This is a genomic window from Streptomyces sp. NPDC007025 (assembly GCF_042869455.1).
Lineage (GTDB): Bacteria > Actinomycetota > Actinomycetes > Streptomycetales > Streptomycetaceae > Streptomyces.
This window is the reverse complement of record NZ_JBIAFT010000020.1, coordinates 60,764-78,596: the sequence shown is the minus strand read 5'-3', so window position 1 is coordinate 78,596 and position 17,833 is coordinate 60,764. Positions and strand designations below refer to the sequence as shown.

Annotated in this window: 17 protein-coding genes; 6 read left to right on the top strand and 11 right to left on the bottom strand. The window is 73.6% G+C overall.

Features of this window, described 5'->3' with window-relative positions; all coding sequences use genetic code 11:
- Nucleotides 1-170: 170 nt before the first annotated feature.
- The 4 genes from ACFYMO_RS30570 to ACFYMO_RS30555 form a co-directional block, all read right to left on the bottom strand.
- The gene (locus ACFYMO_RS30570; RefSeq protein WP_360293731.1) at nucleotides 171-869 is read right to left on the bottom strand and encodes a demethylmenaquinone methyltransferase; all 699 of its coding nucleotides are present in this window, start codon (nucleotides 867-869) and stop codon (nucleotides 171-173) included.
- A 59-nt stretch (nucleotides 870-928) separates the two neighbouring features.
- On the bottom strand, nucleotides 929-2,170 hold the full coding sequence (gene mqnC, locus ACFYMO_RS30565) for a cyclic dehypoxanthinyl futalosine synthase (RefSeq protein ID WP_051271838.1): 1,242 nt from the start codon (nucleotides 2,168-2,170) through the stop codon (nucleotides 929-931).
- A 52-nt stretch (nucleotides 2,171-2,222) separates the two neighbouring features.
- The gene (locus ACFYMO_RS30560) at nucleotides 2,223-4,049 is read right to left on the bottom strand and encodes a serine/threonine-protein kinase (RefSeq protein WP_388550464.1); all 1,827 of its coding nucleotides are present in this window, start codon (nucleotides 4,047-4,049) and stop codon (nucleotides 2,223-2,225) included.
- Between the two features lie 141 nt (nucleotides 4,050-4,190).
- Nucleotides 4,191-5,030, bottom strand: coding sequence for a menaquinone biosynthetic enzyme MqnA/MqnD family protein (locus ACFYMO_RS30555; RefSeq protein ID WP_388550483.1), 840 nt, complete (start codon nucleotides 5,028-5,030; stop codon nucleotides 4,191-4,193).
- Between the two features lie 304 nt (nucleotides 5,031-5,334).
- On the opposite strand from ACFYMO_RS30555, the gene ACFYMO_RS30550 reads away from it, so the two are divergent.
- Nucleotides 5,335-5,538 carry a cold-shock protein gene (locus ACFYMO_RS30550; RefSeq protein ID WP_019354156.1) on the top strand — a complete coding sequence of 68 codons (204 nt, stop codon included), beginning with the start codon at nucleotides 5,335-5,337 and terminating at the stop codon, nucleotides 5,536-5,538.
- 162 nt (nucleotides 5,539-5,700) lie between these two features.
- Here ACFYMO_RS30550 and ACFYMO_RS30545 read toward each other — a convergent pair whose 3' ends face one another.
- The 5 genes from ACFYMO_RS30545 to ACFYMO_RS30525 all read right to left on the bottom strand — a co-directional run bounded on the left by ACFYMO_RS30545 (nucleotide 5,701) and on the right by ACFYMO_RS30525 (nucleotide 11,382).
- Nucleotides 5,701-6,192: a ribose-5-phosphate isomerase gene (locus ACFYMO_RS30545; RefSeq protein ID WP_366771724.1), complete on the bottom strand. Its 492-nt coding sequence runs from the start codon at nucleotides 6,190-6,192 to the stop codon at nucleotides 5,701-5,703.
- A gap of 47 nt (nucleotides 6,193-6,239) precedes the next feature.
- Nucleotides 6,240-7,994 carry a dihydroxyacetone kinase family protein gene (locus tag ACFYMO_RS30540; protein WP_388550460.1) on the bottom strand — a complete coding sequence of 585 codons (1,755 nt, stop codon included), beginning with the start codon at nucleotides 7,992-7,994 and terminating at the stop codon, nucleotides 6,240-6,242.
- A gap of 87 nt (nucleotides 7,995-8,081) precedes the next feature.
- Nucleotides 8,082-9,596 carry an FGGY family carbohydrate kinase gene (locus ACFYMO_RS30535; RefSeq protein ID WP_388550458.1) on the bottom strand — a complete coding sequence of 505 codons (1,515 nt, stop codon included), beginning with the start codon at nucleotides 9,594-9,596 and terminating at the stop codon, nucleotides 8,082-8,084.
- Nucleotides 9,593-10,696, bottom strand: coding sequence for a 2-hydroxyacid dehydrogenase (locus ACFYMO_RS30530; protein WP_366771721.1), 1,104 nt, complete (start codon nucleotides 10,694-10,696; stop codon nucleotides 9,593-9,595). Before ACFYMO_RS30530 ends, ACFYMO_RS30535 begins: the two co-directional genes overlap by 4 nt.
- On the bottom strand, nucleotides 10,693-11,382 hold the full coding sequence (locus tag ACFYMO_RS30525) for an HAD family phosphatase (RefSeq protein WP_079135232.1): 690 nt from the start codon (nucleotides 11,380-11,382) through the stop codon (nucleotides 10,693-10,695). Before ACFYMO_RS30525 ends, ACFYMO_RS30530 begins: the two co-directional genes overlap by 4 nt.
- Nucleotides 11,383-11,530: 148 nt before the next feature.
- Between ACFYMO_RS30525 and ACFYMO_RS30520 the strand changes: the two genes are divergently transcribed.
- On the top strand, nucleotides 11,531-12,316 hold the full coding sequence (locus tag ACFYMO_RS30520; RefSeq protein ID WP_366771720.1) for a DeoR/GlpR family DNA-binding transcription regulator: 786 nt from the start codon (nucleotides 11,531-11,533) through the stop codon (nucleotides 12,314-12,316).
- Between the two features lie 249 nt (nucleotides 12,317-12,565).
- On the top strand, nucleotides 12,566-13,888 hold the full coding sequence (locus ACFYMO_RS30515) for an MFS transporter (RefSeq protein WP_366771719.1): 1,323 nt from the start codon (nucleotides 12,566-12,568) through the stop codon (nucleotides 13,886-13,888).
- Nucleotides 13,889-13,983: 95 nt separating this feature from the next.
- Here ACFYMO_RS30515 and ACFYMO_RS30510 read toward each other — a convergent pair whose 3' ends face one another.
- Nucleotides 13,984-14,400 (bottom strand): DUF3224 domain-containing protein, encoded by a 417-nt coding sequence (locus ACFYMO_RS30510; RefSeq protein WP_366771718.1) that lies wholly within the window; start codon nucleotides 14,398-14,400, stop codon nucleotides 13,984-13,986.
- 104 nt (nucleotides 14,401-14,504) lie between these two features.
- Between ACFYMO_RS30510 and ACFYMO_RS30505 the strand changes: the two genes are divergently transcribed.
- The gene (locus tag ACFYMO_RS30505) at nucleotides 14,505-15,623 is read left to right on the top strand and encodes a WYL domain-containing protein (protein WP_366771717.1); all 1,119 of its coding nucleotides are present in this window, start codon (nucleotides 14,505-14,507) and stop codon (nucleotides 15,621-15,623) included.
- Nucleotides 15,624-15,651: 28 nt separating this feature from the next.
- Here the strand turns inward: ACFYMO_RS30505 and ACFYMO_RS30500 are convergent, their stop codons facing one another.
- Nucleotides 15,652-16,317 (bottom strand): TetR family transcriptional regulator, encoded by a 666-nt coding sequence (locus ACFYMO_RS30500; RefSeq protein ID WP_366771716.1) that lies wholly within the window; start codon nucleotides 16,315-16,317, stop codon nucleotides 15,652-15,654.
- A 143-nt stretch (nucleotides 16,318-16,460) separates the two neighbouring features.
- Here ACFYMO_RS30500 and ACFYMO_RS30495 point away from each other — a divergent pair, with 143 nt between their 5' ends.
- Together ACFYMO_RS30495 and ACFYMO_RS30490 are read left to right on the top strand one after the other, a co-directional pair.
- Nucleotides 16,461-16,721 carry a hypothetical protein gene (locus ACFYMO_RS30495; protein WP_366771715.1) on the top strand — a complete coding sequence of 87 codons (261 nt, stop codon included), beginning with the start codon at nucleotides 16,461-16,463 and terminating at the stop codon, nucleotides 16,719-16,721.
- 124 nt (nucleotides 16,722-16,845) lie between these two features.
- Entirely contained in the window at nucleotides 16,846-17,775 is a 930-nt protein-coding gene (locus ACFYMO_RS30490) for a TetR family transcriptional regulator C-terminal domain-containing protein (RefSeq protein WP_388550451.1), read from the top strand.
- Nucleotides 17,776-17,833: the final 58 nt, after the last annotated feature.

Sequence of the window (17,833 nt, the reverse complement as noted above, 5' to 3'; positions counted from 1 at the left end):
GAAACGGCACCCGTGGGCACCGCGCGTGCGCGGACGGATACGGGGGGGGCGGTTCCATCGTTCCGCCGAACCCACCTGGACGGAAGGAGATTTATCCAAGCGCAACCCGGCACCGGCTGCGAGGGCGCGGCGGTCGCCGAGCGCGCCGCGTGCTCCCGCTGCGCGCCGTCTCAGGTGGCGGGGCGGAACCCGCGGTGCAGCGCGACGATGCCGCCGCTCAGATTGCGCCAGGCCACCCGGCCCCAGCCCGCGTCCTGCAGGCGCGCCGCGAGCGCGGGCTGGTCGGGCCACGCGCGGATGGACTCCGCGAGGTAGACGTACGCGTCCGGGCTGCTGCTGACGCGCCGGGCGAGCGGCGGCAGCGCGCGCATCAGGTACTCGGTGTAGACGGTGCGGAACGGCGCCCAGGTGGGGTGGCTGAACTCGCAGATCAGCACCCGGCCGCCGGGCTTGGTGACCCGCAGCAGTTCGGTGAGGGCCGTGTCCACGGCACTGACGTTGCGCAGCCCGAAGGAGATGGTCACGGCGTCGAACACGGCGTCGGCGAACGGGAGCCGGGTCGCGTCCCCTGCGGTGAACGGCATCCAGGAGTGGCGCCGCTTCCCCTCGCGCAGCATGCCCAGCGAGAAGTCGCACGGCACGGTGAACGCGCCGGCCTCCACGAACGGCAGCGACGAGGTGCCGGTTCCGGCCGCGAGGTCGAGCACCCGCTCGCCCGGGCGGGCGTCCACGGCGTCGGCGACCGCCCGCCGCCACAGCCGGGTCTGGCCGAGCGAGAGCACGTCGTTGGTCAGGTCGTACCTGGCCGCCACGTCGTCGAACATGGCCGCGACCTCGTGCGGCTTCTTCTCCAGGGATGCCCGCGTCACTTCTCGTCCGTCCGCTCGTCCGCTCGTTCGCCGCCCGTCGGCATGCCCGGCCCGCTGGGTCAGTTCGCGTCGATGAGCGCGAGCTCGGGGTGGGCCGTACCCCCGTCGATGGCCGTGGAGGACAGGTGCGAGACGGCCCGGTCGTCCACCGGGTCGTTCGCCGGGTCGTCGTGCACCACCAGGTGCTCGTAGGTGGTGGCGCGCTGCGCCGGGACCCGGCCCGCCTTGCGGATCAGGTCGATCAGCTCCATCCGGTTGGAGCGGTGCTTGGCGCCTGCCGAGGAGACGACGTTCTCCTCCAGCATCACCGAGCCGAGGTCGTCGGCGCCGTAGTGCAGCGAGAGCTGCCCGATGTCCTTGCCGGTGGTCAGCCAGGAGCCCTGGATGTGGGCGACGTTGTCCAGGAAGATCCGCGCGATGGCGATCATCCGCAGGTACTCGAAGACGGTCGCCTGCGTCTGCCCCTTCAGGTGGTTGTTCTCCGGCTGGTAGGTGTACGGGATGAAGGCCCGGAAGCCGCCGCTGCGGTCCTGCACGTCGCGGATCATCCGCAGGTGCTCGATCCGCTCGGCGTTGGTCTCGCCGGTGCCCATCAGCATGGTGGAGGTGGACTCGACACCGAGGTCGTGGGCGATCTCCATGATCTCCAGCCAGCGCTCGCCCGACTCCTTGAGCGGCGCGATCGCCTTCCGGGGCCGCGCGGGCAGCAGCTCGGCGCCGGCGCCCGCGAAGGAGTCCAGCCCGGCGGCGTGGATGCGCTCGATCGCCTCCTTCGGCGTCACACCGGAGATCCGCGCCATGTGCTCGACCTCGCTGGCCCCCAGCGAGTGGATGACCAGCTCCGGGAACGCCTTCTTGATCGCGGCGAAGTGCTCCTCGTAGTACTCCACACCGAAGTCCGGGTGGTGGCCGCCCTGGAACATGATCTGGGTGCCGCCCAGCTCCACCGTCTCCGCGCAGCGGCGCAGGATGTCGTCCAGGTCGCGGATCCACACCTTGTCGCTCTTGGGCGAGGCGTAGAAGGCGCAGAACTTGCAGGCCGTCACGCACGAGTTGGTGTAGTTGATGTTCCGCTCGATGATGTACGTCGCGATGTGCTCGCTCCCGGCGTACCGGCGGCGGCGCGCCTTGTCGGCGGCGGCGCCCAGCGCGTGCAGGGGCGCGTAGCGGTAGAGGTCGAGCGCCTCCTCGGGGGTGACGCGCCCGCCGGTGGCGGCGCGGTCGAGGGCGGAGAGCAGGTCGGCTTCCGACACGTGCGCTGTCACCGTGGCGTCCCTCCAAAGGTCGCGCAATCGACACATCTCGCCGCTTACCACAGCACAGCGGCGCCGGACCAGCCTACGCCAGGGGTGCTCAGCCGATTCTCCGGAGTGTCCCCACCGCGTATCCGCTGCTCTCCTCGTGCGACTCGTAGCGCAGCCGGTCGTCCTCGCGCAGCCTGAACTCCTCGGCGGAGCCGCCCCGCGCACACAGCTTCGAGCTGGGCTCCGTGCCCGAGGCGTCGACCACCAGCCGGTCGTCGGTGGCCGACACCAGCTTCCAGCGCCCCGCACACTCCGTGCCCACCAGCTTCGAACTGCCGGTGGCGACGGTGTCCCCCGGGTCGCCCTCCTTCACCGTCACCGTCAGGGTGCCCAGCGGAACCCCCTTCCGGGAGGTGAGGTCGCCCCGCCAGGTGCCGACGAAATCCTCCGGCACCCCGGAGCCGGCGCCGTCCGAGCCGCCTCCGGACCCTCCCCCGTCCGGTGGCTCCTCCGTCCCCTTGCCGGGCGGCCCCTTCGTCGCCGCCGGGGGCGGCTCGGCGGTGTTGTCGCGGCCGGAGTCGCGGACACCCGGCAGCAGCCCGGCGACGTAGCCGGTGCCCAGCAGCGCCGCCGCGACCACACAGGCGAGCGTGACCACCAGCGTGCAGCTCACCCGCCGCCGCGGCCGGCCCTGCGCCTCCGCCGCTCCGCCGCCGGCTGCCGCACCGCCCGGACGATCGGCCTGCGGACCGGTTGCCAGGACGATCCGGGAGCGCCCGCCGGACCGCTCGGGTCCGGCGCCGTCGGCCGGAGGCGGGACCGCATCCGGTCCGGTGGCGGCCGCCGGGCCGGCTGCGGGCTTCCCGTAGGAGGGGTCCGGCGGGCCGAAGCCCGGCGGTGCGGCGTCGGGCGGCGCGGCGTCCGACGGCGACGGAAACGGGACGTGCGGCGGGAACGACGCGGGCCGGCCGTCGGCCGCGCCCGGGCCCCAGGCGGGCGTCGTGAAGGGCACCGGGCCCGAGGTCTGCGGCGCCTGCGGCTCCAGCTCCAGCAGTTCGGCGGCGCGCCTGCCCAGTTGCTCCACCAGCGGCGCGGGCAGCCAGCCGCTCCGCAGCAGTTCCCCGGCGCCGCCCGCGGAGCCCGCCAGTTCGGCCGCCAGCGCGTCCGGCGCCGGACGCTCGGCGGGGTCCTTGCCCAGCGCGCGGGCCGCCGTCCCGCGCAGCGCCTCGGGGAGGCCGTCCAGCCGGGCCTCGCCGTGCACGACGTGGTAGAGCAGCGCGGCCGAGGTGTCCCCGGGGAAGGGGTTCTCGCCCGTCCCCGCGAACACGAGCACCGCACCGAGCGCGAAGACGTCGGACGCGGCGGTGGCTCCCCGGCCGAGGATCTGCTCGGGCGCCATGTAGCCGGGCGAACCGACCGAGACGCCGGTCGAGGTGAGCGAGGCGGCACCGTCCACGGCCCGCGCGATACCGAAGTCGATCAGCCGGATGCCGTCCGGGGTCAGCAGCACGTTGGAGGGTTTCACATCCCGGTGCACCAGCCCCAGACCGTGCACATGGGCCAGCGCCTCGGCCAGCCCGGCGCCCAGTGCCCGCACCGTCGCCTCCGGCAGCGGGCCGTGCTCGGCCACGGCCCGCGCCAGCGAAGGGCCCGCCACATAGCCGGTGGCCACCCACGGCACCGGGCCCTCGGTCCCGGCGTCCAGCACGGGGGCCGTCCAGGCGCCGCCGACCCGGCGGGCCCACTCCACCTCGCGCCGGAACCGGCGCCGGAACTCCTCGTCCACCGCGTGGTGCGGGTGCACGACCTTCACGGCCACGGTGCGGCCGCTGCCCGAGCGGGCCAGATACACCCGGCCCATGCCGCCCGCGCCCAGCCGGCGCAGCAGCCGGTACTCGCCGAGCTGCCGCGGGTCCTCCGGCTCCAGCGGCTGCATGCACGTCCCCCCTCGTCGCTGCCTCCGCCCCGCCCCCGGTGTCCGCACGCGCGTCGGCGCGCACCTCAGCGGACGGCACCAGCCTATGCGCAGCGGCCGGCCGCGCGGCTGCTCCCGCTGCGGTTCGCGGGCGGGCGGGGCTCAGGGGCGCAGCATCTCCACCCGGACGTCGGGCGGGAACCCGGTGGTCGCACCGGTGCGGCGGGCGAACTCGGCGACGCCGTCGAGCTGGCGCTCGCCGAACCGGAAGTCGAGCGTGGTGAAGTACCGCTCCAGCGTGGCCGGCTCGAAGATCTCGTAGCGCGCCGCGTGCTCGGCGACCTGGTCGACCTGCTCCATGGCCAGGTCGCGGGAGGCCAGGAAGGCCCGGTGCGTCTCGCGCACGGTCTCCGGGGCCCGCTCCAGGAAGTCGCGGCGCACGGCCCAGACCGCGAAGACGAACGGCAGTCCCGTCCACTCCTTCCACAGCCGCCCCAGATCGTGCACCTGGAGGTCCTGCTCGGGCAGCTGCCGCAGATACGCGCGCAGTCCCACGTCGCCGATGACGACGGCGGCGTCCGCCTCCTTCATCATCCGCTCCAGGTCGGGCGGGCACGTGTAGTACTCGGGCCGGACGCCGTAGCGCTCGGCGAGCAGCAGCTGGGCGAGCCGTACGGAGGTGCGCGACGTGGAGCCGAGCGCGACCCGGGCGCCGTCCAGCTGGTCGAGCGGGACCCGCGAGACGATCTCGCAGGACATCACGTCGCCGTCGCAGCCGACGGCGATGTCCGGGAGCGCGACGAGGTCGTCGGCGTTGCGCAGGAACTCCACGAGGGTGACGGGCCCCATGTCGAGCCGGCCGTCGATGATCATCTCGCTGAGCTTCTCGGGGGTGTCCCGGGTGAGATCCAGGTCCAGCAGCGTGTGGGTGTGGACCAGGCCCCAGTACAGCGGAAGACAATTGAGGAACTGGATGTGCGCGACGCGGGGGCGGGTGCGCACATGCCTCGGTTTCGCAGTCACTCTCCGGAGAGTACGCCCCGGTCCGCACCCCCTCGCGCCGGGTCCCGCGGCGCGGCCCGGCGGATCCCTCCGCCCGGGCTGTCCAGGATTTTCCGCGGGCGTGGCGCATGATCCGCAGCCCTTCCACCCCGGGCCCCACCGTGCTAGGCTCAGAGCCAAGTTGCAGTTTGGTTTCCCTTGCAGTACAGAGCCTGCGGAGCATGTGACCGCGGGCTCTCGTCGTTTTCAGGCTTCTTTGTGGGTTCTGGGAGCAGGGACACCCTTATAGGCCCAAGGAGGGCTTATGGCTACCGGAACCGTTAAGTGGTTCAACGCCGAAAAGGGCTTCGGTTTCATCGCCCAGGACGGCGGCGGTCCCGATGTCTTCGTCCACTACTCCGCGATCAACGCATCCGGTTTCCGCTCGCTCGAGGAGAACCAGATGGTCTCGTTCGATGTCACGCAGGGCCCCAAGGGCCCGCAGGCGGAGAACGTCACTGCGCAGTAGTCCCTGACTCCTGCAGTATCCAAGGAGCCCCCGCCTCGGCGGGGGCTCCTGCCTTTTCCGGTGCCTTTCCGATGCCGGAGGCCGGCCGGGAACCCGGCCGGCCTCCGGCATCGGCACCCGGGGCGCCGCACCTCCCCCCGCGGGATGCGGCGCCCCGGGCGGTCAGCAACCCTGTTCGTACTCGGCTATCGCGGCGACCTTGGCCGCCGAGGCCGACCCCTCGTCGAAGTGCTGGTCCAGCCATTCGTCGGCCAGGGTGCGGGCCAGTTCCAGGCCGATGACCCGCTGGCCGAAGCAGAGCACCTGCGCGTTGTTGCTCAGGACGGAGCGCTGCACGGAGTAGCTGTCATGCGCGGTGACGGCCCGGATGCCGGGCACCTTGTTGGCGCTGATGGCGACACCCAGTCCGGTGCCGCAGACCAGCAGCGCCCGGTCGGCCCCACCCTCGGCGACCCGGCGGGCCGCCTCCACGGCGACGTGTGGATAGGCCCGACCGCGGTCCGTACCGTCGCCGCCGACCCCGACATCGGTGACCTCGGCCACCCGGGCGTCGCCCAGCAGGTCCTTCTTGAGGGCTTCCTTGTAGTCGAGGCCCGCGTCGTCGCAGCCCACGACGACACGGAGAGGCCGGGGCGCTGCGGGGGTGCTGCTCATCGTGGTTCCTCCTGACGGGAGTGGGCGGTCCGCTGGCGCGGTGCCCTTCAGCGGGCGGGTGCTGCGGCGGGTCCGGCGGTGCCGGCGACGGCACCCAGGACCAGCGCCAGCGAGGTGGCCCCGGGGTCCGGGGTGCCGACGCTGCGCTCGGCCAGCGGCCGGGCGCGGCCCAGCTTCGGGCGCAGCCCGGCGGTGGCCTCGGCGGCGGTGCGGGCCGTCTCCGCGGCGGCGGCGAGGGCCTCGGCGGGGGAGCCGCCCGCCGCGAGCCGCTCCTCGAAGGCCGTCACGAACGGGTCGAGCGCGTCGACCAGCGTCTTGTCGCCCGGTTCGGCCTTGCCCAGCGAGGTGACGGCCGCCAGCGCGGCGCGCGCGCCCGCCGCCAGCTCCGCGGCCTCGGGGGCGCGGTCGGCCGGCAGCGCGGAGCCGAACGCGCGCAGGCCCGCGCCCCACAGCGCTCCGGAGGTGCCGCCCGCGTCCGCGGCCCAGGCGTCCCCGGCGGCACCGAGCAGCGCGGCCGGAGCCGCGTTCACTTCCCGGGCCTGCTCGGCGGCGGCGAGTGCGGCGTCCACGCCCTTGCTCATGCCGCGCCCGTGGTCGCCGTCCCCGGCGACGGCGTCGAGCCGACCGAGGGTCTCCTCCTCGTCGTGCAGCAGGGTGCGGGCCGCCCGGAGGGCTCGCACCGCGGCGGTCGCGGCGGCGACCGCCTCCCCGGTCGCGGTGGCGGGCTCGTCGTGCGCGCGGGCGGCCGCGGCCCGGCGCGGGGCCACCACCTCGCCGGCCCGGGACGGGACCGCCGCGTCGAGCCGGCCCCGGCGGTAGGCCGGGGTGTCGGCGGGGGCGAGCCACAGCCGCTCCAGCTCGTCGTCCAGCCAGGTGAGCGTCAGCGAGCAGCCCGCCATGTCCAGCGAGGTGACCAGCTCGCCCACCTCGGCGCGCACCGGCTCCAGCCCGGCCTCGGCCAGCAGTCCGGCCACCGACGCCCACAGGACGTACAGCTCCTCGTACTTGGTGGCGCCCAGGCCGTTGAGCAGGACCGCCACCCGGTTGCTGCCGGCCGCGGCGGCGGGCCGCTCGGCCAGCAGCCCCTCCACCAGGGTGCGGGCCAGGTCGGCGGCCGTCGTCAGTTCGCTCTCGCGCACCCCGGGCTCGCCGTGGATGCCCAGACCGAGGCCCAGTTGGCCGTCCGGGACGGTGAACAGCGGCTCGCGCGCTCCCGGCAGCGTGCATCCGGCGAAGGCGACGCCGAGCGAGCGGGTGCGCTCGTTGGTGCGTTCCGCGACCCGGACCACCTCGTCCAGGCTCGCGCCCTCCTCGGCCGCCGCCGAGGCCGTCTTGTAGACGGTGAACCCGCCGGCGATGCCGCGGCGCCGCTCCGGCTCGGCGGCGGGGGCGCTGGCCACGTCGTCGGTGACGGCGAAGCAGCGGGCCGGTATCCCCTCGCCGGTCAGCCGCTCGGCCGCCTGCCCGAAGTTCATGACGTCGCCCGCGTAGTTGCCGAACATGAACAGCACGCCCGCGCCGGTCTCGGCCTCCGCCGCGACGGAGTACGCCTGCGCGGCGGACGGCGAGGTGAAGACGTTGCCGATCACGGAGCCGTCGGCGAACCCCGGGCCGACGACGCCGCAGAAGGCCGGGTAGTGGCCGGAGCCGCCGCCGGTCAGCACCGCGACCTTGGCGGTGCCGGGGCGGTGGGCCCGCACCACGCCGCCGGGCACCGCGCGGACGTGGTCGGGGTGGGCCGCGGTGAAGCCGTGGACCATGTCCTCGGCGAAGCGGGCCGGGTCGTTGAATACACGTGTCATGGGGGACTCCAGCGGGTTGGGGTGGCTCCGCGGCGGCCCGGGCACCGGGAGGCGCGGTCCCGCGGGCCGCGGGCCGCGGGACCGGGCTCACCAGGACCGGCGGGCGGTTTCCAGAGTGTCGAGGTAGCGGCGGTAGCCGTCCTCGTAGAAGGCGACGGCCTCCGCGTCGGCCCGGGCGACCCGGCCGCCGATCCCGCCGGACCCGGCGGCCCCGGCACCGTCGCCGCCGGACCCGGCGACCCCGCCGCCGTCGCCGCCGTGCCCGGCGGCAGCGTCCGCGCCGAGGGCGCGCCAGGCCACCCGTGCGGCGCCGCGGATGCCCACGGCGTCCTCGCGTACGTGCACGTCCCGGCCGAGGACACCGGCGAAGATCCGCCCCCACTCGCCGGAGCGGGCGCCGCCGCCGCAGGCGGTGATCGCACCGTCGACGCCGAGGGTCTCCAGGCAGTGCCGGGCCGAGTAGGCGACGGCCTCGCACAGCGCCCGTACCAGGTCGGCGCGGCTGGTCAGCGGGGAGAGCCCGTCGAGCCGACCGCGCGCGCGGGCGTCCACGAAGGGGGCCCGCTCGCCGCTGGTGGACAGGAACGGCAGCGCCGTCACCCCGGCCGCGCCGTAGGGGGACCGGGCGAGCAGTGCGTCGAGTTCCTCGATCCGCACCCCGAGCATGCCCAGCAGCCAGTCCAGCCCCGCGGTGCCGATCATGGCGGGCATGACCCGCAGATAGCGGTCCTCGTACGGGGTGGCCAGCACCATGCCCGCGGCCTCGTCCCCCGCGCCGGGCGCGGGGTCGGAGCTGAGGACCTGGCAGGCGAGGGTGGTCCCGATGATGAGGTTGCCCTGCCCGACCTGCTCCAGGCCGGAGCCGAATCCGCAGGCGGGGATGTCGAAGGGGCCGGCGCTGACCGGGAGTCCGGAGGGGAGTCCGAGTTCCGCGGCGACCTTGGGCAGCAGTCCGAACAGCGCGCCGGGCGGTGCCGGCTCGGCGAGCAGCCCGCGCCAGCGGCTCAGCCCGCACAGCTCCAGGGCCTCGTCGTCGTAGGTGCGGCGGGCCGCGTCCAGGAACGGGACCGAGGCGTCGGACGCGTCGACGGTGCGGGCACCGGTGAAGCGCTGCGCGATGGCGTCGACGCAGTACCCGGCCACATCGGCCGCGGCCAGCCGCTCGGGCTCGTGCTCGGCCAGATGCGCGAGGAGCGGACCGGCGGCGCCGGGGAACATCCCGGCCCCGGTGCGCCGGTGGACCTCGCGCGCCGTGCCGTCGGCCGCCCAGGCGTCCAGCACGGGGGCGGCACGGCCGTCCATCCAGGACAGCGCGCGGCCCACGGGGCGGCCGGCGGCGTCCCGCAGCCACAGCCCGTCGCCCTGGCCGGTGAGCGCGAGGGCTTCGACGGGCTCGTCGGGGGAGAACTGCGCGGCGTCGGCCACGGCCGCCCGTACGACGGTGACGACGGTGCCGATGACCTCGTCCATGTCCTGCTCGACGCGGTTGCCCGGCAGCGTGTACAGCGTACTGCGGGCCTCGTGCGCCGGGCCGGTGCGCCCGTCGCGGGCGATGAGCTGCGCCTTGGTGACCGAGGTCCCGACGTCGACCCCGACGATCATGACCGCGGTCCTCGCCCTGCGGCCCCGGTGGTCTCGAACACCTCCGGGTTCACGACGAACTCGGGGCGCTCCCCGCGCAGGTACGCCGCCGCCTGGGCCGCGGTGACGGCTGCGGCGCGATCGGCGGTCTGCCGGGTGGCGCCCGCCAGGTGCGGGGTGGTGATGACGTTCGGCGCGCGGTGCAGCGGCCAGTCGGCGGGCGGCGGCTCGATGTCGTACACGTCGAGTGCCAGCGCGCCCAGCCGGCCGGATTCGAGCAGCGCGGGCAGCGGCGCGTAGTCCATGAGTTCGCCGCGCGCCGAGTTGACCAGGACGGCGCCCTCGGGCAGCAGCTTGAGGTTGTCGGCGTTGAGCAGGTGCCGGGTCTCGGGAGTGACCCGGGCGTGCAGGCTGACCACGGAGCTGCGGCGCAGCAGCTCCTCCAGCGCCACCAGTTCCACGCCGTCCGCCTGTGCCTTCGCCGGGTCGGCGTAGGGATCGGCGACCAGCACCGTGGAGCCGAAGGCGCGCAGCACGCGGGCGACGATCGCGCCGATGGCGCCGTAGCCGACGAGTCCGACGGTGGTGCCGTCCAGCTCGAGGCCCGCGTTCTCGACGGCGTAGTAGTCGCCGCGCCAGGTGCCCTTCTTCAGCTCCGCGTCGGAGGCGGGGATGCGGCGCAGCGCGGCGAGCATCAGCCCGAGCGCGAACTCGGCGGCGGCCGCGGCGTTGCGGCCGGGCGCGAAGGTGACCGGGATGCCCGCCCGGGTGGCCGCAGCCACGTCGACGTTGACCGGGCCGCCGCGGGCCACCGAGATCAGCTCCAGGTTCGGCGCCTCGCGGATCACCCGCTCGGTGAACGGTGCCATCTGGACGAGTGCGACCCGGGCGTCGCCGAGCGCTTCGAGCAGCTCGTCCTCGGTGCCGCTGGCCTCCTTGACGTTGCCGACCGGGCCGAAGGGGGTGTGCGGCCACGGGGTGGTCTGGGTGCGGAACTCCAGCCGGACGCCGGGCGCCGTCTCCCGCAGCGCGGACTCCAGCGCGTCGACGAAGAGCCCGGGGGCGATGAAGTGGTCGCCGGAGGCCAGCACGCGGGTCGGCTCGGCTGTCGGGTCCGTCATGCCGGGTCTCCTTCCTGGAGCGGGGAGCCCTCCGTGAGCCGGGAGAGCAGGTAGCGGCGTACGTCGTCGTGGTCGGACGAGGCGTGGGCGGCCCCGGCCAGGGCGTCCTCGGCCGGCGGATAGCCGGGGTTGGGGATGGCGACGACCGTCATCCCGGCCGCCGCCGCGGCCCGCAGCCCGTTGCTGGAGTCCTCGACCGCCAGGCAGTCCGCCGCGGGGACGCCGAGCTTGTCGGCGGCCGCGAGGTAGACGTCCGGGCTGGGCTTGCCGCGCGGGACCTCGGCGCTGGAGACGGTGGCCTTGAAGTGGTGGTCGACTCCATGGTGCGCGAGGACGGCGTCGATCACGCGGCGCGGCGCGGACGAGGCGAGTGCGATCGGGCCGCGGGCCGCGGTGTCGGCGATCATCGCGCGGGCGCCGGTCAGCAGCTCGATCTCGCCGTCCTCGAGCGCCTTGATCATGCCGTCCACGACGGTGCGCTCGGTGTCGGGGGCGCTGTCGCCCGCACCGGCGAACTCGGTGAGGAAGGCGGCCCACTCCGGAGCGCTCATCCCCTGGCAGCTCTTGGTCTGCTCGGGTCCCCACTGCTTGCCGCGCTCGGCGGCGAACGCGGTCCACAGCCGCTCCCAGAGATGCTCGCTCTCGACGAGCACTCCGTCCATGTCAAACACCACTGCATCGGCCACGGCCGGAACTCCTCACCTTCGGCTCCCTGAAAATTAACACTGGTTCTGTTATCTGTCACTCGTCACTTGGTACGGGCATCGGGAGCTGTGTGCGGCTGCCGTCGGCCTGCGAACCGGAACGCACCGTACGGGGTGCAGGATGGTCCCCATGACCGCCCACTCAGCGGCGCGCGCGGCGCGCCAGAAGCGTCAGCAGCAGATCGTCGACCACGTGCTGGCCAAGGGCGACGCCTCGGTGGCGGAGCTGACGGAGCTGACCGGCGTCAGCGTGATGACCGTGCACCGGGACATCGCCGAACTCGCCGACCGCGGCATCCTGCGCAAGTACCACGGCGGGGTCTCGGCCCAGCCCTCCACCGTCTTCGAGTCCAGCTCCGACTTCCGGCTGCACGCGCACACGGGCGAGAAGGAGGCGCTGGCCAGGACCGCACTGGAGTTCGTGGCGCCCGGGATGTCGCTGATGCTGGACGACTCGACCACCGCGCTCGCCTTCGCGAAACTGCTGCCGCAGGTGGGACCGCTGACCGTGGTGACGAACTACCGGCTGATCACCGAGGAGCTGCGGCACGTGGAGGACGTGCGGCTGATCGCGATCGGCGGCGAGTACTCGCGCACCCACGACTCCTGGATCGGGCTCTCCGCACTGGAGATGATCAAGAGCTTCTCGGTGGACCTGACCGTCGTCTCCACCTCCGCGATCACCGGCACCATGACCTACCACCAGGAGCAGGAGATCGTCGCGCTCAAGCGCGCGATGCGGGAGTCCGGCTCGGTGAGCATGCTGCTGATGGACCACAGCAAGGTCGGGCGCAGCGCCCTGCACCGACTGGACCCCGTGCAGGCGTTCGACCACGTGGTGCTGTCCCGGCCGGTCGAGGACGACTTGGTGGCGGAGCTGCGCAAGCTGACGGACGTGCGGGTGGTACCGGCCTAGCGGGCGCGGCCGCGCCGGCAGGCGGCACTGCGGGCGGGGCTGATGACGGGCCGGGTGGCCGGTGACGGGTGATCGGTGACGGGTGGCCGGGCGGGCCGCCCCGGGCTCCGGTGCGGCTACCGAGCCGAGCCGCACTGTTACGCAATAACGAACTTGACCGTTACTTTTAACATAGCTCTTGATATTTCTCGGAGCCGGGCTGAGGATCTGCGGTGCACCAACCGGATACCTCAGAGCGGAGGCCCCCCGATGACGGATCCAGCGAACCGAGCCGCCGAGAGAGGGCTACTCGATCGCATAGGGCTGCCGAAACCCCTGGTCCTCGGCTATGTCGGCGTACTGCTGTTCATGATCGGCGACGGCGTCGAGAGCGGCTTCATCGCGCCCTACATGGCCGACCACGGCGCGGGCACCGACGTGAAGGCCGGCTACGTCATCACCGCCTACGGCGTCGCCGTGATGCTGGCCTCCTGGTTCTCCGGCGCGCTCTCCCAGGTGTGGGGCCCACGCAAGGTGATGTGGGTCGGCCTGGCCATCTGGGCCGTCTTCGACGCGCTCTACCTGCTCTTCGCGCTCGGCACCGAGAACTACCCGATGATGCTGATCCTCTACGGCATCCGGGGCTTCGGCTATCCGCTCTTCGCCTTCGGTTTCCTGGTCTGGATCACCGGCAGCGCCCCCAAGGCCCGGCTGGGCACCGCCGTGGGCTGGTTCTACTTCGCCTTCACCGGCGGCCTGCCCACCCTCGGCTCCCTCTGGTCCAGCTTCACCATCCCCGCCATCGGCGAGCTGGGCACCCTGTGGACCGCGCTCGGCCTCATCCTGGTCGGCGGCGCCATCGCACTGGTCGGCGCCAAGCGGCGGGAGGGCGGCGACCGGCTGGCCGACCCCGGTGTCACCACGGGCGAGTCCCTGTTCAACAGCGTCTCGATCATCTGGACCCACCCGCGCGTGCTGGTCGGCTGCCTGGTGCGGATCATCAACACGGCGCCCGAGTTCGGCATGCTCGTCTACCTGCCGCGGATCTTCTCCGACGACGTCGGCTTCGGCACCGACAAGTGGCTCCAGTTGCTGGCGATCATCTACGGCACCAACATCTTCTTCAACCTGATCTTCGGAGCCGTCTCGGACAAGATCGGCTGGCGTACGACCATCGCCACCTTCGGCGCCCTGGGCTGCGCGATCAGCGTGACGGTGCTGTACTTCGTGCCGACCTGGCTCGGCCCCGACTACTACTGGGTCGCCGTGCTCGCCGGAATGCTCTACGGCGCCACGCTGGCGGGCTTCGTCCCCATCTCGGCGCTGATCCCCAACATGGCCCCCGACAACAAGGGCGGCGCCATGGCGCTCCTCAACCTCGGCGCGGGCGGCGCCGCCTTCGTGGGTCCGGCCGTCGCCTCGCTGTTCCTGCCGCTCGTCGGCGCCGGGGGCGTGACGATCGTCTTCCTCGCCCTCTACCTGGTCGCCATGGTGCTGACCTTCTTCCTGAAGATGCCGGAGGAGCAGAGCGGCCCCGGGACCCCGGCTCCCGCCGCGGCTCCGGACAAGAGTTCGGCCCCCACCCCCGCCTAGGGTCCGCCGCCCGGACGGCAGACCCACGGATCCTCCGCTGCGGCCGCCGCCGCTGTCCCTCCCCGACGAGGGTCAGCGGCGGCGGCCGGCCGCGTTCAGTCCCCGCTGATCCGGTACCGGAATGCCACCTCCACCGCCTTCTCGCCCTCGCGGACCTCGTAGTCGCCGGTGCCGGTCAGGCCGGTCAGCGCCGCGGTGCCCGAGCCCGGGACGACCTCGAAGGCGCAGCGGATGACGCCCTCCCGGTCGAAGGTGCCCCGCTGCTGGATCGCGAAGGAACCCTCCCGCCCGTCGACCGAGCCGGTCAGCAGCTCCGTACCGCAGAAGGAGCCGTCGCCCCCGGCCGTGTAGGTGAGCACGTACTGGCATGTGGTGCCCACCGCCTCGATGCCCCCGCTGTAGTCGTTGACGACGGCGGCGTGCGCGAGGCGGGGGCTGCGGTCGGCGTCGCTGACGTCCTTCTCGTCCCAGGAGGAGCCGGTGAAGACGGCGGTGGTGGTGCGCTCGGCCATGAGGGGGCCTTTCGGTAGACGTGGTGTCGGCGTCCGGCCATCCTGGCGGCCGTACCTGACACCTTGTGTCAGGTACCGGAACCGGCGGCGGGAGAATGTGCCGCATGCGCGCCGACCGGCTCCTCTCGCTGCTCCTCCTGCTGCAGAACCGCGGCCGGATGACGGCACCCGAACTCGCCGCCGAGCTGGATGTCTCCGTGCGCACCGTCTACCGGGACATCGAGGCGCTCAGCGGCGCGGGGGTCCCCGTGCACGCCGACCGCGGCCCGGCGGGCGGCTTCCGCCTCCTGGCCGGATACCGCACCCGGCTCACCGGACTGACCGGCTCCGAGGCGGGCTCCCTCTTCCTGTCCGGACTCCCGGGCCCGGTGCGGGAACTGGGGCTCGGAGCCGTGCTGGCGACCGCGCAGCTCAAGGTGCGCGCCGCGCTCCCCGCACCGCTCGCCGAGCACAGCCGGCTGGTCCAGGACCGGTTCCACCTGGACGCGCCGGCCTGGTTCCGGGACCCGGACCCGGTGCCGTTCCTGCCGACGGTCGCCCGGTCCGTGTGGGAGCAGCGGGAGCTGCGGGTGTGCTACCGGCGCTGGCGCGGCGAGGCACGGCGCACGCTGCACCCGCTGGGCATCGTCCTCAAGGGCGGCATCTGGTACATGGTGGCGGTGACCGCCGAGCCGGACACCGAGCCGGACGGGGAGCGCGTGGACGCGGCCACCGCGGGCAGGGAGGCAGCCGCCGGGGCGGGACCCGCGGACGGCGGAAGCCCGGCCCGGGGCACCTCGGACGGCGGCACAGCGGACGGCGACGGTACCCCCGCCGGGGACGTACGCACCTACCGGATCTCCCGGTTGCTGGAGGCCACACTCGGCGACGAGGTCTTCGAGCGGCCTGCGGGCTTCGACCTGGCCGCCTCCTGGCAGGCGTCGGCGCGGCGGCTGGAGGAGCTGCTCCGCCGGGACACCGCCCTGGTCCGGCTCTCCCCCGTGGGTCTGCGGCTGCTCCCCGCGAAGTTCGGCGCACCCGGTGAGCGTGCGCTGGAGCGGGCTGGACCGCCCGACGCGGACGGGTGGGTGGAGGTCGAGCTGGCCGTGGAGTCGCAGCCGGTCGCCGTCTCCGATCTGCTCGGACTGGGCGCCGAGGCGGAGGTGGTGGGGCCGCCCGCGCTGCGCGCCGCCATGGTCGACGCCGTCCGGGCGCTCTCGGCCCGCTACCCGTCCGGGGCCTGAGGGCCGGCCGGGCTCTCCGCGGGGCCGCTCAGCCCTGCCCCGCCATCAGCCGCACCATCGCGACCAGCGCGGCGCGCTGCGCGGCGCCGGGGTCGGCCGCTCCTTCGGCGGTGTCCCCTTCAACTTCAACGCCTCCTTCGGCGGCTCCCTCCTCGTCGCCGGCTCCGTCCGCACCGCCGTCCCCGGGGACGAGCATGCGGGCCACCTGCGGAAGGGTGAAGAAGGACGCCGTCAGCGCGATGACGGCGTGGGTCAGGGCGCCCGGTGCGGCGCCGGTGGTCAGCGCGCCCGCGCGCTGGGCCTCGGCGAGCGCCGCGGCCTTCTCCCGGTAGCGCCCGGTGCGTTCGGCCTCGGAGACCACCCGGTCCTGGTACTGGAGCCCCTCCCAGGCCAGCAGCCGGGCCAGATGCGGATGGGCGCGGTGGTAGTCGAAGAGCCGGCCCGCGTAGTCGCCCAGGTCGGCGGCTTGGTCGCCGTTCAGCGGCACGGCGGCCGCCACTCGCTCCAGTTCGCTCCGCAGCACGGCGACGAACAGCTTCTCCTTGCTGCCGAAGTACTGGTAGATGCGCTCCTTGTTGATCTCGGCCCGGGCCGCGATCCGGGCGATGCGGGCGCCTTCGGGGCCGCATGCGGCGAATTCCTCCACGGCCGCGTCGAGGAGGCGCTGCTTGGTGCGTGCGGTGTCCCAGGCCATGGGGACAGCCTAACCGAGAACTCCAACCAATTGGTTGGACAACGGGAGCCCGGGGTGCCAAACTCCAACCAACCGGTTGGGATTCCGGGTCCATCCGGACCCTGCCTTCCCGCTCCAGCCCTCTCTCGCGCCCCGGAGGAAGCATGTCCACCACTCCCCCGCCCGCATCCGCTCCGTCCGCGCACCGCCGGGCGCTGATCACCTGGATCGCCGTCTACCCGACCATCACCGTCGCCCTCGGAGTGCTCGGGCCACCCACCGCGACCCTGCCGCTCCCGGTGCGGACGCTCATCCTCACGCTGATCGTCGTACCGGTCTCCGCCTACGCCCTGATACCGGCACTGTTCAGGATGAACGCGCGGCTGAGCAGGACCGCCGCCCCCTTGCCCGCACCGCGGCGTTGACCTGTTGCGCCTACCGACTGACGCATCAGTCAGTAGGCGCAACACCTAGAAATCTCGGTATGCAACCGATCAAAAAGTCCACCACTCATTGCGATTATCTCAACGCTCTCGTACGGTGGCCCGCATGCCGAACACAGCGGGCGACCGGATCCAGGACGGCGCGGGCGAGATTGCCGAGCGCGTCCGCGAGGTCGTCGAAGCCACCGGATGCAGCCAGCGGGAGTTCGCCAGGCGCATCGTGATGGACCCCTCGAAGCTCTCCCGCTCGCTCGGCGGCTCGCGCCGCTTCACCGTGGCCGAACTGGCCCGGATCGCCGACGCTGGCCGGGTCGACGCCGGCTGGCTGCTGGGCTCCGGCGGCGCCGCGGCCACCGCGCCCGACGCGCCGAGGACCCCGAGCGCCCAACCGACCCCGAGCGGCGGGACCCGGACCACCGTGCTCCCGGCCGCCGGACGGCCGTTGCAGATCGTGCGCGAGACGGTGCGGCTGATCGCGGAACACGGCTTCCACGCCGTACGGGTGGCCGACATCGCCGCCGCCTGCGACACCAGCACCGCCGCGATCCACTACCACTTCCCCGGCCGCGCCGAACTGTTGGAGGCGGCGGTGCGCTGGTGCATGGACGAGGACACCGCAAGCCGCGCGACCCGGATCTCCGAGACCGGGGCAACCGAGGACGCCGCGGCCGAACTGGCCGAACTCCTCGCCCTGCAGACCCCGCGGACCGAACAGCAGCGACGGCAGTGGCTGGTGTGGCTGGACCTGTGGGCCGAAGCGGCGCGCTCGACCGCCATCGGACGACTGCACGTCGAGTACTACCGGCAGTGGCGCACCACCGTCGCCGACGTCGTACGGCGCGGCATCGCGCAGGGCGTCTTCCGCGCCGTCGACCCCGAGTCCAGCGCCCTGCGGCTCACCGCCCTCGTCGACGGGCTGGCCTCGCAGGTACTGGCCAGCGCCGCCGGTACCGAGGACGGGACCGGCCCGGACGACATGCATGCGGCGCTGCTCGCGTACGTACGCACCGAACTGCTCGCCCCGACCGCCGACTGACCGCACCCGGCCCGCGACCGACGCCGACGGAAGCCGGCAGACACCGACAGACGCAGAC